A 16,109-nucleotide genomic window follows, 5' to 3' on the forward strand; every position below is an offset into this window, starting at 1 on the left:
CAATCTTTTTTGCGTTATCAGCTTTATATTATAATGAAAGGTTTAAACCTAACACATAGGTACGCGGCCTTGGGTAAAAATTGTTATCAATGCCGCTGCTAACTTCGGGGTCAAGACCTTTATATTTGGTAATGGTAAATACGTTTTGTACGTTAGCACTTACGCGCAAATTGCCGGTGTTGCCAAACACTTTGCCAAAGTTATAGCCGAGGTTAATGTTATCCATTTTTATAAACGACGCGTTCTGTATGTAGTAATCGGATAGCCTCATCTTATCAGAAGAGCCCACTATACCAGTTTGAAGCAAACTTGTAGAAGCGTTGTTCAAAATTCCGATGCCGTTAAATACGCTTAATTGTGTGCCCGAGCTTGCAAGCACGTTGTTGTAAGCATAATTACCTACACTTGCCCTTGCTGAGAAGCCCGCCGACCATTTTTTATAATTGAAGTTTGAATTAAGACCGAAGTATGCCTTAGGATCTGAGCTTTTATATCTGTAAAGGTCGCTGCTATTGATAATGCCATCCTTATTGCGGTCAACAAAAACGCCGTCAAGCGGTCTGCCATCGGCACCGTAAACCTGTTGATAAACGTAAAAGGAAAGGCGGGGATAATTAACCGAATTGATTTGGATTGTATTACCGGTGCCGCCTGATATGCCCCCCGTTAACACACCGGGATAGCTTGGATCAGGAGCCAGGGTAAGCCGGGTAATTTTGTTGGTATTGTAGGTGGCGTTAAAGCCGATGCTCCAGTTCATATCCTGTGATCTGATCACATCTGCATTAAGGCTTAATTCAACACCCTTGCTGGTTAAATCGCCAATGTTGGCCACAATGGTATTTGAAAAGTTAGTACCTGCTGGCTGGGGTATGCTGTTAAGTAGTTTTGATGTTTTGCGGTAGTAAAAATCAAGGGTACCGGTAATGCGATTGTCAAGAAATCCAAAATCAAGCCCGGCATTTGATGATGCTGTTTGCTCCCAGGTACGTTGTGAATAATATCCGCCCGGACGGTACAGGTTGTATAAAATATCGCCTAATTGATATTGGGCGGCGTTACCACTAAGATTATAAAACGATATCACATCATAGTTACCAATGCCATCCTGCTGGCCGGTTATACCGTAACCCAGGCGTAATTTAAGATCAGATAACGCAGTTATTCCCTTAAACATTTGCTCTTGTTTTAATTTCCAGGCAAATGCTACAGAAGGGAAAGTACCAAATCTTCTATCGGGGTTAAATTTTGATGAACCATCGCGGCGTACAGTACCGGTTAGGATATATTTATCTTGAAATACGTAATTTAAACGACCATAAACGGATATTAACCTGTTTTCTGGTTCATCAAAATTAAAGTTTGGATTAGAGCCTGGTCTTTCGGTTCCGTCAAATGCATAGGATCCGTAAAAGTAATTTTTTGTGCTAAAATCCTGGTATGAGTAACCGGCAACCGCATCAATATGGCTTGCGATATTTTTTAGATCTTTAGCATAGCTGAAGTAACCTTCAAATATAGTATTTGATTGTGTGCCTCTATACGGGTTTCGCTGGCCGCGGTGAGTGATCCCTTTACCGTCCTGAAATCCGTTATAGTTTGAAGCCGCACTATCAGGAATGTTCACACTGCCCGAGCCTTTAGATACATCGTAGCCTAAGTTAACATTTGCATGCAATTCGGGCAAAAAGTGAAACTTATAATCCAATTGGAGGTTGCCTATACTACGATAAACATTACTGCGGTTGTCTTGCTCCTCAAGTAAGCCCAATGGATTAAGCGTGGCTAACCCTTTAAGCTGGCTTGTAGCCGGTTTTGATGGATCATTCAGCCATTCATAATAGCCACCAAAACGATTGCTGCCCGAGTAAACAGGTTTGGTAGGATCAAAGCTAACTGCCGCACCGATTGCCCCCTCATTGGCAAACCGTTGTTTCACCTGCGAGCCTTTAGCATTCAGGGTTACTTTCAAATGGTCCGTGAAAAAGCTTGGGCTTAAGTTAATTGCGCCGGTAAACCGCTGTAATGAACTGGTTTTTAAAATACCTGTCTGATCAAAATGCCCGGCAGAGATGCGATACGGCAGGTGTTTCGTTGCACCTGATATACTGATGTTATTGTCGGTAGTGATGCCTGTTTGGTAAATTTGCTTTTGCCAATTGGTATTTGCCGTGCCAAGCTGTGATTTTTGTATAGCTGTGCCATTGGCATTCACATAATCGCGTATTTGATCGCCTGTAAGTACGTCAACATATTTGTTAAGCTTGCTGGCCGAAAATTGAGTGCTGAAATCGATAACCGGTTTACCGCTTTTGCCCTTTTTAGTAGTGATCAATATAACGCCGTTTGAGGCCCTGTTACCATAAATAGCAGCAGCCGACGCATCTTTCAGAATGGAAAACGATTCAATATCATTTGGGTTAATCAAGCTCAACGGGTCTGCAACGCCCGGTATTTTCGATGTGCCATCACCGTTACGCGGACGATCGATAGGTACACCATCAATTACGATCAAAGGATCATTGCCTGCTGCCAGTGATACACCCGCACGCACGCGAATCGTACTACCTGCACCAGGCGCGCCGCTGTTTGATATTACGGATACACCTGCAACCTTACCGGCAATTAATTGCTCGGGGGTGGTAATAACGCCTTTTTGGAAATCTTTGGCGGTTACGTTGGTGATTGCGCCTGAAAGATCTTTTTTGCGCTGGGTACCGTAACCTATAACCACTACCTCGTTAAGGCTTTTGCTTTCGGGAGCGAGGCTGAAGTTTTCGACCGTTGCGCCGTTAACGGTTACTGTTTTTTTGATGGTAATATAACCGATAAATTTTATACTTAGGGTGTAAGTACCGGCTTTAACATTGTTAATGGCATAGTTACCATTAGGGTCGGTAGTTGAACCAATAGTGGTACCATCGACGGTAACCGTAGCACCGGGGAGGGGCTGGTTGGTTTCGTCAGATACCTTTCCTTTAATACTCCCGGTTTGTGAAAACGCCATGAATGACATCATCAGGAAAGCACAAAGAAGAACATACTTTTTTGAGTAATTTTTTCTCATTTACTTATTGATTTTTATGAATAAAAAAAGGCTTATTTTGCCGTCTATAATTGGTTTATTATTGTGGCCGAAACAGCATGCGACTAATTTACATTTACAAATATCAATTGCAAATTTTATATAAAAGATAATTTTAAAGCGTTTAATTAAGTCTTTTTTAACTGTAAAGAAATATTGAAATTTATTAAAAAAGTGGGGAAAAATTATTGTTTTTATGCGAAATTTGGATTTAAACACATATTTGTGAAATAAGTAAGTGTCATGTTTACACAATATGTGATTTTACTTTAATGCAACCCATTCCCGGGAACGTTCCCGGAAACGTTCCCGGTTTTTAGCTTTTTATGATGATGAAAAAAATAATTTTCTGCGCGTTTTTGCTTTTTGGCCGAAATTTTTTGCTTTTTAGCCAGGTGAAAATCTCCTTTTTTACCGGCAAAATAGCAGCGTTGAAAAGCCCGTCTGAACACCTGTTCCTGGCAGGTGATTTTAATGGCTGGAACCCTGCCGATAAGGCCTGGGAACTGGTTAAAAATGAGAAGGGAAATTACGTGATAAACAAAGACCTGCCGGCCGGGATTGTTCATTTTAAAGTGACCCGTGGCAGTTGGAGCACCGTTGAATGCGATGTTGCGGGTAAGGCCATTAATAACCGCAACCTAAAAATAACCGCAGATACAACTATTAAGCTGGATATTGAAGCCTGGCAGGATAACTTTGGCGTACCTGAAAAGAAACATACCGCTACAGCGAGGGTACATGTGATCAGCGAAAACTTTGAAATACCTCAATTAGGCAGGCAGCGGAGGGTTTGGATCTATTTACCGGCCGGTTATGAGGCAGACAAAAAGAAATACCCGGTAATTTACATGCACGATGGGCAAAACCTTTTTGACGATTACACCTCAAGTTATGGCGAATGGGGTATTGATGAATTGATGGATAAAATACCGGCCCGGCAGGAAAGTATTATAGTAGGTATCGATCATGGAGGTGGGTACCGCATAACCGAATATGACCCGTATAATTCAAAATATGGTGAAGGCAGGGGAGACGATTATGTTCAATTTTTGATTAAAGAGCTTAAGCCATATATTGATGGTCATTACCGTACCCAAACCGATGCCGCGCACACAACTATTGCGGGCAGCTCCATGGGCGGACTTATCTCGATGTATGCCGCGCTTAAATACCCCGGGGTGTTTGGAAATGCAGGGGTATTTTCGCCCGCATTCTGGATCGCGCCGCAGATTTATGACCAGGCGCAACAGGCTACAATAAATAAAATGAGCCGATTTTATTTTGTTTGCGGCGATGCAGAAAGCGCCAGTATGGTAGCCGATATGCAAAAAATGGCCAATTTGCTGAAATCAAGAGGGGTAAAACCCGAAAATGCCCCCGTTACTATAATCAAAGGCGCATCCCACAATGAAAAGCAATGGAACGGCGACTGGCCTGGGTTTTATAAATGGTTGATGGAGTTTTGAAGGAGTCGGAAAGTCTGAAGTCCGTAAGTCGGGAAGTCCGTGAGTCTGCAAAGGCAATTATCGAAAAAGCTTTAATGATCTTTCGGACTTACGGACTTCCCGACTTTCGGACTAAATTTGCGGACCTCCGACTTTCGGACTAAATTACACCCCATGACCATCGAAGAAATATTAAAACAATACTGGAACCATGACACCTTCAGGCCCATGCAGGCCGAGATCATCCAGTCTGTTTTATTAGGAAATGATACTTTGGCGCTGTTGCCTACCGGCGGCGGTAAATCAGTTTGTTTCCAGGTGCCGGCGTTGGCTAAAGAGGGGATCTGTATAGTGGTGTCGCCGCTTATTGCGCTCATGAAAGACCAGGTTGAAAACCTTCGGGCCAAAGGCATCAACGCGATATCCATAGTATCGGGAATGGGTCGCCGTGAGATAGACCTGGCGCTGGATAATTGCATTTATGGTTCGGTAAAGTTCCTGTACCTGTCGCCCGAGCGCCTGCTGAGCGAATTGGTGCGCGAGCGGGTGAAGTACATGAAAGTAAACCTCTTCGCTGTAGATGAAGCGCATTGTATTTCGCAATGGGGTTATGATTTCAGGCCGCCGTACCTGCATATTGCCGATCTGCGGGAGCTGCATCCCAACGTGCCCGTGCTTGCGCTTACAGCAACAGCTACCGCCGATGTTAAGGCCGATATTCAAGAAAAGCTGAAATTCAAAAATCCGGTAGTTTACCAGCAAAGTTTTGAGCGGCGCAATATCAGCTACGTGGTACAGCATGAGGAAGATAAGTTTCGTAAAATGCTCAATATCGTACGCGGTGTCAAGGGAAGCGGCATTGTATATGTACGGAGCAGGAAGGAAACTTTTGAGATAGCGAAGTTCCTGACGGATAACGGTATAAGGGCCGATTATTACAACGCAGGCCTGACTGTTGACCAGCGCGCCGAAAAGCAGGAGGCCTGGAAAAATAACCGGGTACGGGTGATCGTAGCTACCAATGCTTTTGGTATGGGGATAGATAAACCGGATGTACGGTTTGTGATCCACAAGGATATTCCCGAAAGTTTAGAAGCCTATTATCAGGAAGCCGGCCGGGGCGGCCGCGATGGTAATAAAGCTTTTGGCGTACTGCTATATAACCCTGCCGATAAGCTGAAACAGGAAAAGATGTATGAGCTTAATTTTCCATCGGTTGAGGAGATTAAGCAGGTGTACCATAGCCTGGCCAATTACTACCAGGTAGCTTATGAGGCCGGCGAGGGTTTAAGCTTTGATCTCGACCTTGGCGAATTTTGCAGCCGCTTCAAGCTCGATGCTATTAAAACGCTCAACGCCCTTAAGTTTTTAGAGCGTGACGAATACCTTGCTTTTAACGAAAGCGTATTTTTACCCTCGCGTTTTCAGTTTGAGGTAGTTAACGAGCAACTATACAACTTCCAGATCCAGAACGCCGGCTGGGACCCTTTTATCAAAACCCTGCTGCGCTCATACGGGGGGGCTTTTGAAAATTATGTGCGTATAAAGGAGTTTGATATCGCAAGGCGAACAGGTTTAAGCGTTCAGCAGGTTATTGAAGGGATGTTGCAATTGCAGCAGTATGGATTGCTTAGCTATATGCAACAAACTGATAAACCCCAGGTTACCTATTTAAAACCACGGGTACAGGGAAGCCACCTCATTATCGACAGGAAATATATAGAGCAGCGCAAAGAAGTGTACCGTCAAAAAATGGAAGCTGTTTTTGCCTACGCTATTCATAAACGCTGCCGGAGCCAAATGTTGCTGGCTTATTTTGATGAACCAAATGGCCGTAAATGCGGGATCTGCGATGTTTGCCTTGAGGAAAAACGCAGGGTAAATCAAGACGAAATTTTCGACAACATCACCACCGAAATAGTACAATTGCTCAGCATTAGCAACCCCGATATCGGCGGACTGATAACCGGGATCAACATCGGTACCGAAAAAGAAAAAATGGAGGCCGTACGCCTGCTGCTCGATGCAGGGAAGATTAAAACCGATGGCGAGGCTTATTATTTGAGTTGATAGGTTGTATAACAAGGGTTTTCACCCGTCCACCATGCCCAGAAACTCTAAAGGAGAAATAACAATATAAAAAAGGGGCCTGTCACCCTGAGCCTGTCGAAGGGTCGCGCGCAGAGGCCTGCCCACGATGCTTCGAGTGCCTCAGCATGACCCCATTTTTAATTGTGTCGTGCTTCGATCTAATTTATCTTTCTTTCCCTCAAATTCTCCACCCCATTTCACCGGGAAAAATCACCCCTTTACCGACAAAAACCTGCCCTACAGCTAATTAGCCCAAGCCTGCTGTAACGTTTTTTATTTGAGATCGTCATATGTATGTATTCAATGAAATAAAATAATAATCACTTGACAATCAAAATATTAATACCATGAAAACTACATTAACCGCCATCGCTACCGTACTGTTTATGGTACTTGGCTTCGCAAACATCGCATCTGCAAATACTGCTAAAACTGATGCAGGCATCATTTTAACCGACATCAGCAAAATCAACAAAATTGAAGTTTACGGCAATGTTGAACTTTATATATCAAGCGGCCCGACCGACCAGGTGAAAGTTTACAACCGTTACTATTCTGAAAACGCTCTGGTTCAGTCACAAAAAGGCGTATTGCGCATCTCATCATATAAAGCCGAAAAATTGGTAGTTTGGGTAACTGCAAACCAATTAAGCGCCATTAACGCCTATGATAATGCCGAGATCAAATCATTCGGTTGCCTTTCAGGTATCGAGCTTGATGTTAAATTGAACAACAATGCATCTGCAAATCTTAGCCTGGATACTTACAGCGCGAGCATCACCCTAAGCGGTAATGCAAAAGCCGAGCTTAAAGGTAACACCAACGAGTACAGCCTAACCCGCAACGCAACATCAAATGTAAACAGCAATGGTTTAGCATATGCCCACGCCACCGAAACTTTGAATAAAGAAACCAGGCCGAGGGTCAATGACTTTGCAACTTTATAAGCGCCATTTTTTTGAGTCAATTATATATAGTGTAGCCGCTCCGAAAGGGGCGGCTTTTTTGCGTGCTTTTGCGTTGCAAACGAGCGCGTGTTAAAAGATGCTTTACTATTATTACCAATAAGATAACTAAAAAGTTATTGTTATGTTGAACTTGTTTCAATAATCTGCAGCGTTTATTTCAGGCGATATTCGCCATCTGCAACACCTTTATTGTTGATCTCAACAAAGTCTTTCTGCTCTGCCTCGTTCAGCCTTTGGCGATGAACTGCCATGGTAATTTGAACTGACCTCAAATTGTTTTCTGGAGCGTCGTTGCCTTTAATAGGTTGGCGGCGTTTTTTGTTTTTTATTGCATAAAACTATTTTCAAAAAATACTTGCGCAAGTAAATGCTTGCATTTATATTTGCAAGTACTTACTTGCGCAATTATGAAAGCCAGACGAGATGTTTACCAGGCGATAGCCGACCCCACCCGAAGAGCGATCATCAATATGATTGCTGCACAGCCGCATAACGTGAATGCGATAGCTGCAAACTTTGATGTTACACGCCAGGCAATTTCACTGCATATCCAGATCCTGGCCGATTGCGGTTTGATTAATGTTAAACAACAGGGTCGCGATAGGGTCTGCGAGGCCCGGCTCGATCAGCTTAGTGAAATATCAGTTTGGGTTGATCAGTATCGCCAGCATTGGGAAAATAAATTGGATAACCTTGAGAAATATGTAGTAAACCTAAAAAATGAAAGAAATGGAAAACAATCAAAGTAGCACTACAGATCGCGAATTGCGCTTGACAAGAACATTGGACGCCCCGGTTGAGCTGGTATGGGAAGTTTGGACCCAACCCGAACATATTGCCCAGTGGTGGGGGCCCAACGGCTTCACCAATACCATTAGTAAAATGGAGATTAAACAGGGAGGGGAGTGGGATTTAGTGATGCATGGCCCGGATGGTACCGATTATAAAAATAAGAGCGTTTTTAGAGAGGTCATTCCGCTTAAAAAGATAGTATACGAGCATGTCAGCAGTCCAAAATTTGTTGCAACCATTGAGTTTGACGAACGGGGAGAGCAAACTTTCCTGAGCTGGCACATGCTTTTTGAAACGCATGAGCAGTTTGTACAGGTAGTAAAAACATTTAAAGCTGATGAAGGCTTAAAGCAAAACATCGAAAAGTTAAACCTGTATTTAAAAGATGTGAGGAAGGGATAAACTCTATCGAAGGTCACATAGATCTTCTTTTGTTAATGTATAAAGCGTTATTGAACAATAACGCTTTGTGCGTTTATAGCAGCCCCAATTAAAGAGGTTTCGAATGGCATTAATAGCATTGCCGTCATCACTTTTCATCTGCACATCTGAAATCTGCACATTTATAATCAAAAATTCTTCCGCTGTTTACCGATATAAATCCCCCGTTCGCCGACTAAAACCCGGTGTACATCTAATTTGCCCGAAACCGCTGTAACGTTTTAAAAATGGGGGCGTCTTATCTGTGTATTAAGTGAAATAGGAACACAAATAATTGACAATCAAAATATTAATCATCATGAAAACTACAATATTAACAATCGCAGCCTCTTTAGTTTTAGCACTTGGAGTATCAACTGCAGCTAACGCAGCAACCAAAAAAGATAACGGCGCAGCCGTAGTTTTAAACAACGTAAGCAAGATCAGCAAGATCGAAGTTCGCGGCAATGTTGAGGTATATGTATCAGCAGGGCAGAATGACAATGTTAAAGTTTATAACAAGTATTATTCAGAGAGCGCATTGGTACAAAACAACAACGGTACCCTACGTATCACCTCGTACAAAAACGAAAAACTGGTAGTTTGGGTAACTGCAAATGATTTGAAAGCCATCAATGCTTATGACAATGCCGAAGTTAAATCATTCGGAAAACTTGCAGCCCTTGAGCTTAACGTTAACCTTTACAACAATGCATCTGCTAAATTAAATGTTGAAGCTTACGCTGCCACAGTAAACGTTAATGACAAAGCTAAAGCCGAGTTTACCGGTACTGCCGATGTTTACACTCTGAACCATACCCGCGAATCATTTGTAAATAACAACGCTTTTGCAGCAGCAAACTTTACCGATAAGGTAACCAATGCCCCTGCTAAATACACCGTTGAAAACGAATTTGCAGGTCTTTAATAGTTCACTTTCTTAAAAGTCTCTTATATATTCAAAAGCTATCACTCAAAATGTGATAGCTTTTTTTAATTTTGATGTAACACTAAACTGCCAACCGGCGTCATAACAACCATACTATGAAAAAATACCTTTTTACCTTCACTATAGCAGGCGCGTTAATAACTACAGCCATATTATCATCATGTAATTACAGATGCGTACATGGTTCGGGAAACCAGACTACAGAGAAACGCAAAGCTGAAGACTTTAAAAAAGTTGAGATCTCGGGCGCGTTTAAAGTACACCTGAAACAGGATAGTTCGTTAACTATCGATATCAAAGCTGATGATAACCTGCTCAAATATATTTCAACTTCGGTTGAAGGTGGTGTATTACATATTAAATCAAAAAAGAATTTCTGCGATCCCGGTGATATGGTGATCAACATCGGCGTGAAAAACCTTGAAGAAATTAAAGCTTCGGGCGCGGTTGAAGTTAATTCTGACGGCAAGCTCAACGCTAAAGATTTCAAGCTTGATCTTTCAGGTGCTACTAAAGTAACACTTGACCTTAACGCGGCCAATGTTTCAACCGATGGCAGTGGCGCCACAGAAGTACATCTTACAGGCCAGGCCGCATCACACAAAATTGACCTGAGCGGAGCCGGTAAAGTAGATGCCTTTGATTTTGTTGTTGGTGACTATGATATCGAAACATCGGGCATTGGACATTGCAAAATCAATGTGCTTAAAACACTGAATGTACATACCAGTGGTGCTTCCGAAATTCAATATAAAGGCTCGCCATCTACTGTAAACAACGATAAATCGGGAGCCTCATCTATCAAAAAAGTTGACTGACCGACCTTATAATAATTAGCGAAGAGGCCGGGGATATAATTAATTCGCGGCTTTTTTTGATTCTATAACCTATCACTATTAAAAATTTGAATGAAAAAGTTTTTAAAATGGACGGCCTATGCAATTATAGCGCTTGTTCTTGTCGCTGTTGCCGGCATCTCCTACATAACCCTGGCATTGCCCAATGTGGGCCAACCCGAAGCTATTAAAGTTGATGCTACGCCACAACGCATTGCCCGCGGTAAGTATCTGGCCAATAATGTAACGGTTTGTCTGGATTGTCATTCTACCCGTAGTTGGGATAAATTTGCGGGCCCTTCAGATTCTACAGTTTCCGGTGCCGGCGGTGAAAAATTTGATGCTTCAGCAGGTTTCCCCGGTACTGTTTATTCACCTAACATTACCCCGTTAAATTTGAGTGGGTGGACAGACGGTGAGATCTTCAGGGCAATGACCACTGGTGTTAAAAAAGATGGGTCGGCTATATTTCCGATAATGCCATGGCCTTATTATGCAAAAATGGATAGGGAAGATCTTTATTCCATCATTGCATATATACGTGCATTAAAACCCAGCGGCAAAAATTATCCGGGCCACCAGCTCGATTTTCCGCTGAATGTTATTGTGCATACCATGCCGCAAAAGGCTGCGTTGGGTAATATCCCCAATCCGGCAGATACGGTAAAATATGGAGCTTATTTATTAAATGCAGCGGCCTGTAAAGAATGCCACACACAATCAGATAAAGGTAAATTGAATGAGGCAATGGCTTTTGCCGGCGGACAGGGTTATATAGTACCCGGTGGAAGCAAAGTGTTTTCGGCCAATATTACGCCCGATAAGGAAACAGGCATTGGCAGCTGGACAAAAGAGCAATTTGTAAGCCGCTTTACTCAATTTGCCAATGGTAAAATGCAGCCGACACCGGTAAAACCGGGCGAATTTCAAACCATTATGCCGTGGTGGAGATATGGCAGCATGAAAGTGTCCGATCTGGAAGCAATTTATGCTTATTTGAAAACAATAAAGCCCATCAGTAACCATGTTGTAAAATTTGAAAGGAATTGGAAATAGAGATTAGAGGTTGGTTGGGTTTAACGCCCGGTTTTACGGATAGTGCGTTAGCCGCGTTAGGGATTGAAGCGTAAAGCCCGCAGCGAGTGTTGGATTGCGGGCAAGAAAGGCGAGGACTTGCAGCGTAAAGCCCGGGCCGCAGGCAACGCCCATATTATTGTCTGAACCCGAATTTATTGAATTAAAGAATGTACCAGAAATGATATGCAAGTTCAATGTTTTCATCAACTTTAAAAAATTGTTTAATTCTGGTTCAGACAAACACAGGTTCAGACAAATATTTATGCTGTTATCATGTTGCCTTGCCGTTCAACCCGTTTAAAAGCTGCTTCATTTTCCTTGAAAACAATATAAAATCAAGCGCTAATTAAAAATAAATTCATACTTTTGCGCCTCGAATTTTGTATAGCACGGATTAGGTTTTAGGCTATATTTCAAAGGATTAAATTAAATACCCGGTAAAAAGATGAATATTACACAGGAAAAAATTAATGACCTGAACGCAGTTGTTAAAATTAACATCAACCCTGAAGATTACCAGCCACGTGTTGAAAAAGCTATAAAGGAAAACGCTAAAAAAGCAAAAATTCCTGGTTTTCGCCCGGGCATGGTGCCTGCATCGCACATCAAAAAAATGTACGGTAAAAGCATCCTTGTTGATGAGATCAACAACCTGTTACAAGATACTTTAAATAACTATATCGACGAGCAAAAACTGGCCGTATTGGGTCAGCCATTGCCTGCTGCAGATGATAACAAAGAATACAACTGGGATTTTGCCGATAACTTTGAGTTTAGCTATGAATTAGGTTTAGCTCCTGAGTTCAGCATCGACTTTTCATCAAAAGATAAATTAACCCAATACGTAATCAAAGTTGATGACGAAACGCTGGCTTCAAGGATCAAAAACATCCGCCGTAGCTATGGCAAAATGACAAATCCTGACGTATCGGCAGATGATGACGTTCTTTACAGCGAATTGGTTCAACTTTCGGCTGATGGTAGTGTTTTTGAGGGTGGGATAACCAACACGGCGTCTGTACGTTTAGATCAGATCAAAGATGAAGCAATCAAAGCTTCATTGATCGGTTTGAAAAAAGGCGATGTGTTAACATTCGATATTCGTAAAGCTTTTGATAACGACGCAGCTAAAATTGCCGGTTTATTGAAAATTGAAGAAGACGATGCAGCTGATTTAAGAGGCGATTTCCAATTAACTGTTAAAAACGTTAACCGTTTAGAAGAAAGTGACCTTAATCAGGAGTTCTTTGACAAATTATTTGGTGAAGGTACAGTGACTACCGAAGAGGAGTTCACAGCTAAAATTACTGAAGAACTTGAAAGCATGATGGTTCAGGATGCCGACCGCAAATTGCAGGACGACATGTACAAACTGGCTATCGCTAAAGTTGATTTCGCGCTTCCTGATGAATTTCTGAAACGTTGGTTAAAAGCAACTAACGAAAAACTGAGCGATGAGGAATTAGAAGGCGGTTACAACGATTTTGCTCAAAACCTGAAATGGACTTTGATTGAAAACAAGATCATTACTGATAACACAATCGAAATTAAATATGAAGATGTGTTTGAATTAGCTAAGATCCGTTTAGATCAGCAGTTCAGGATGTACAGCCCTACTGCTATCCCTGAGGATCAGTTGGGCCAGTACACTGTTCAGTACCTGCAAAACAAAGACAACGCTAACAAGATATTTGAAGAGGTAAAAGCATTAAAGGTATTTGACTATATCAAAAATGTGATCACTTTAGATAAGCAGGATATCCTTTACACTGATTTCAGTGCATTGGTATCTGCAGCACAGTAAGCTTCTTTCAATCGCCCTTATTAGGGTAGATTTTATAGTATATTCACCAAAAGCAACTCATCGGGTTGCTTTTGGTGTTTTATGAGGTCTTTACCGTATCGCATGCTATTTGCTCTCGCGCTCGTTTGTAACGAGTGCGTAACTGGGTTTGCGTTTATAACGCCTCCGGCCCGCGCGATACAATCGCGAAACCACTTTAAGCACTCGTTGTAAACGAGCGCAAGAAGCATAATCCTGGGTAATAGCCGTAAAATAAACCTTTGTGTAAGTATCATGTAACTTTCGGACTTTACTGACTTTCGGACGTCTGACTTAAAAGAGGCCTTATCAAAAAATTACGTAATAAAAACTATCTTGCAAAAAATCTATTGAACTAAAAACTATATTTATCGCGGGTAAGACGCCCGCATTTCCTAACGAACAACAAACAAAAACCATGAGCAGTAATATCGATAAAAACGAATTCAGAAAATATGCTGTTAAGCATCACCGTATTAACAGCCTTTATGTAGACAAATATATTGCAGGTGTTGAAAGAGGCAATATGCCAACAGGCGGTATTACAACCGTACCAACCGGCATGACACCATACATTCTTGAAGAACGCCAGCTTAACGTACAGGCCATGGACGTGTTTTCACGTTTGATGATGGATCGTATCATTTTCCTTGGCGATGCCATTTATGATAATATTGCAAACATTATCCAGGCTCAATTGCTTTTCTTACAATCGGCTGATGCTAAACGTGATATCCAGATCTACATTAACTCGCCAGGTGGTTCGGTTTATGCAGGTTTAGGTATCTATGATACCATGCAGTTTATATCAAATGACGTGGCTACCATCTGTACAGGTATGGCGGCGTCAATGGCTGCAGTACTGTTAGTAGCTGGTACTGAAGGTAAAAGGGCAGCGCTTCCGCATGCAAGGGTGATGATCCACCAGCCATCTGGCGGTGCACAGGGCCAGCAGTCAGATATAGAGATCACTTACCAGGAGATCACCAAATTGAAAAAAGAGCTGTACCAGATCATTGCAGATCACAGCGGTGCACCTTACCAAAAAGTTTGGGATGCATCTGACCGTGACTACTGGATGATTGCAGAAGAAGCCAAAGAATTTGGTATGGTTGACGAGATTTTAAGAGGTAACAAAGGAAAGTAATCTTGAGTCCGCAAGTCCGATAAGTCGGAAAGTCCGGAAGTAAGTATGTTAAAATCAGAAAGTATCGTTGCTTTCGGACTTTACGGACTTCCCGACTTACGGACAATACTTTGTTTTTTACCACTAATTTTTTAACTTTGAGTAAGAAGACAAATCAGATGAATAAAAACAGCAAAGAGATCAGGTGTTCATTTTGCGGTGCCGGTAAACAGGATTCCCTGATGTTAATAGCAGGACTTGATGCACACATTTGTGACAAATGTGTGAACCAGGCCAATGAAATATTGGCTGAGGAGTTGAAGGTACGTAAAGTGAAGTCATCGCCTCTGGCGCCGGCCCTGCTTAAGCCATCAGAAATGAAGGCACATCTTGATCAGTATGTTATTGGACAGGATGATGCCAAAAAGATACTTTCGGTAGCTGTATATAATCATTATAAACGCTTAAATCAGCGTATTGATAAAGATGAGGTTGAGATTGAAAAATCAAACATCATCATGGTAGGTGAAACAGGTACGGGCAAAACCCTGCTTGCTAAAACACTCGCCAAAGTACTTAACGTTCCGTTTTGCATTTGCGACGCTACTGTGCTAACCGAAGCAGGCTATGTAGGGGAGGACGTTGAAAGCATCCTGACCCGCTTACTGCAATCGGCCGATTATGATGTAACCCTTGCCGAAAAAGGTATTGTTTACATTGATGAGGTTGATAAAATAGCCCGTAAAAGCGATAATGCTTCTATCACCCGCGACGTATCTGGAGAAGGTGTACAACAAGCACTATTGAAGATATTAGAAGGTACCATGGTTAACGTACCACCACAAGGTGGCCGCAAACACCCGGATCAGAAAATGATCACGGTAAATACCAGTAACATCCTTTTCATTTGCGGAGGCGCCTTTGATGGTATTGAAAGGAAGATCGCCAATCGACTGCGTACCCAAACTGTTGGTTACAAGTTTAAGCACGATGAGGGCGATATCGATACTAAAAACTTCTATAAGTATATTACACCGCAGGATTTGAAATCATTTGGTTTAATCCCAGAGCTGATAGGCCGTTTGCCGGTGCTTACCTACCTCAACCCGCTTGATAGGGAAGCATTGCACAATATCCTTACCGAGCCTAAAAACTCATTATTGAAACAGTACAAAAAACTGTTTGAATATGAAGGTGTAAAGCTTGATTTTGAAGACGAAGTACTGGAGTTTATTGTTGATAAAGCAATGGAATTTAAACTTGGCGCGAGGGGCTTACGCTCAATATGCGAAGCTATCATGATTGATGCTATGTTCGAGTTTCCGTCTAAAAAGGATGTGAAACGGTTGAACGTAACATTGGATTACGCACGCGAGAAGTTTGAAAAATCGGATCTGAAAAAGTTAAAAGTAGCTTAACGCACAGTATATAAGCAAACACTTATATTTATTAAAAAATAAAGCGCGCCCTGGTTCTCATACCGGGGTTTGCTGTA

At 42.1% G+C, this 16,109-nt stretch carries 13 protein-coding genes; 11 read left to right on the top strand and 2 right to left on the bottom strand.

Annotation, left to right across the window (positions count from 1 at the left end; genetic code table 11):
• Window positions 1–28 precede the first annotated feature (28 nt).
• Complete coding sequence (locus tag IEX80_RS00450; protein ID WP_188831595.1) at window positions 29–3,067, bottom strand: SusC/RagA family TonB-linked outer membrane protein; 3,039 nt, start codon at window positions 3,065–3,067, stop codon at window positions 29–31.
• Window positions 3,068–3,417: 350 nt separating this feature from the next.
• On the opposite strand from IEX80_RS00450, the gene IEX80_RS00455 reads away from it, so the two are divergent.
• The 8 genes from IEX80_RS00455 to IEX80_RS00490 all read left to right on the top strand — a co-directional run bounded on the left by IEX80_RS00455 (window position 3,418) and on the right by IEX80_RS00490 (window position 11,645).
• A complete protein-coding gene (locus tag IEX80_RS00455) occupies window positions 3,418–4,554 on the top strand; it encodes an alpha/beta hydrolase (protein WP_188831596.1) in 1,137 nt (378 codons plus the stop codon).
• Window positions 4,555–4,707: 153 nt separating this feature from the next.
• On the top strand, window positions 4,708–6,603 hold the full coding sequence (locus tag IEX80_RS00460) for a RecQ family ATP-dependent DNA helicase (protein ID WP_188831597.1): 1,896 nt from the start codon (window positions 4,708–4,710) through the stop codon (window positions 6,601–6,603).
• A gap of 368 nt (window positions 6,604–6,971) precedes the next feature.
• Complete coding sequence (locus IEX80_RS00465; RefSeq protein WP_188831598.1) at window positions 6,972–7,571, top strand: GIN domain-containing protein; 600 nt, start codon at window positions 6,972–6,974, stop codon at window positions 7,569–7,571.
• A 428-nt stretch (window positions 7,572–7,999) separates the two neighbouring features.
• Window positions 8,000–8,341 carry an ArsR/SmtB family transcription factor gene (locus tag IEX80_RS00470; protein ID WP_176623802.1) on the top strand — a complete coding sequence of 114 codons (342 nt, stop codon included), beginning with the start codon at window positions 8,000–8,002 and terminating at the stop codon, window positions 8,339–8,341.
• Window positions 8,322–8,786: an SRPBCC family protein gene (locus IEX80_RS00475; RefSeq protein ID WP_176623804.1), complete on the top strand. Its 465-nt coding sequence runs from the start codon at window positions 8,322–8,324 to the stop codon at window positions 8,784–8,786. The genes IEX80_RS00470 and IEX80_RS00475 overlap by 20 nt, the downstream gene beginning before the upstream one ends.
• A gap of 337 nt (window positions 8,787–9,123) precedes the next feature.
• Window positions 9,124–9,732, top strand: coding sequence for a GIN domain-containing protein (locus IEX80_RS00480; protein WP_176623806.1), 609 nt, complete (start codon window positions 9,124–9,126; stop codon window positions 9,730–9,732).
• Between the two features lie 116 nt (window positions 9,733–9,848).
• A complete protein-coding gene (locus IEX80_RS00485) occupies window positions 9,849–10,571 on the top strand; it encodes a head GIN domain-containing protein (RefSeq protein WP_090524528.1) in 723 nt (240 codons plus the stop codon).
• Between the two features lie 90 nt (window positions 10,572–10,661).
• Window positions 10,662–11,645: a cytochrome C gene (locus IEX80_RS00490; protein ID WP_176623808.1), complete on the top strand. Its 984-nt coding sequence runs from the start codon at window positions 10,662–10,664 to the stop codon at window positions 11,643–11,645.
• 33 nt (window positions 11,646–11,678) lie between these two features.
• Here IEX80_RS00490 and IEX80_RS00495 read toward each other — a convergent pair whose 3' ends face one another.
• Complete coding sequence (locus tag IEX80_RS00495; RefSeq protein WP_176623810.1) at window positions 11,679–11,870, bottom strand: hypothetical protein; 192 nt, start codon at window positions 11,868–11,870, stop codon at window positions 11,679–11,681.
• A gap of 241 nt (window positions 11,871–12,111) precedes the next feature.
• On the opposite strand from IEX80_RS00495, the gene tig reads away from it, so the two are divergent.
• From tig to clpX, 3 genes are all read left to right on the top strand, one after another.
• Window positions 12,112–13,470, top strand: coding sequence for a trigger factor (tig, locus tag IEX80_RS00500; RefSeq protein WP_176623812.1), 1,359 nt, complete (start codon window positions 12,112–12,114; stop codon window positions 13,468–13,470).
• A 436-nt stretch (window positions 13,471–13,906) separates the two neighbouring features.
• Window positions 13,907–14,635, top strand: a complete 729-nt coding sequence (locus tag IEX80_RS00505; RefSeq protein ID WP_090524532.1) for an ATP-dependent Clp protease proteolytic subunit — start codon at window positions 13,907–13,909, stop codon at window positions 14,633–14,635.
• Window positions 14,636–14,793: 158 nt separating this feature from the next.
• Window positions 14,794–16,032 (top strand): ATP-dependent Clp protease ATP-binding subunit ClpX, encoded by a 1,239-nt coding sequence (gene clpX, locus IEX80_RS00510; RefSeq protein ID WP_090524534.1) that lies wholly within the window; start codon window positions 14,794–14,796, stop codon window positions 16,030–16,032.
• Window positions 16,033–16,109: the final 77 nt, after the last annotated feature.

This window comes from Mucilaginibacter rubeus, assembly GCF_014643835.1.
Lineage (GTDB): Bacteria > Bacteroidota > Bacteroidia > Sphingobacteriales > Sphingobacteriaceae > Mucilaginibacter > Mucilaginibacter rubeus.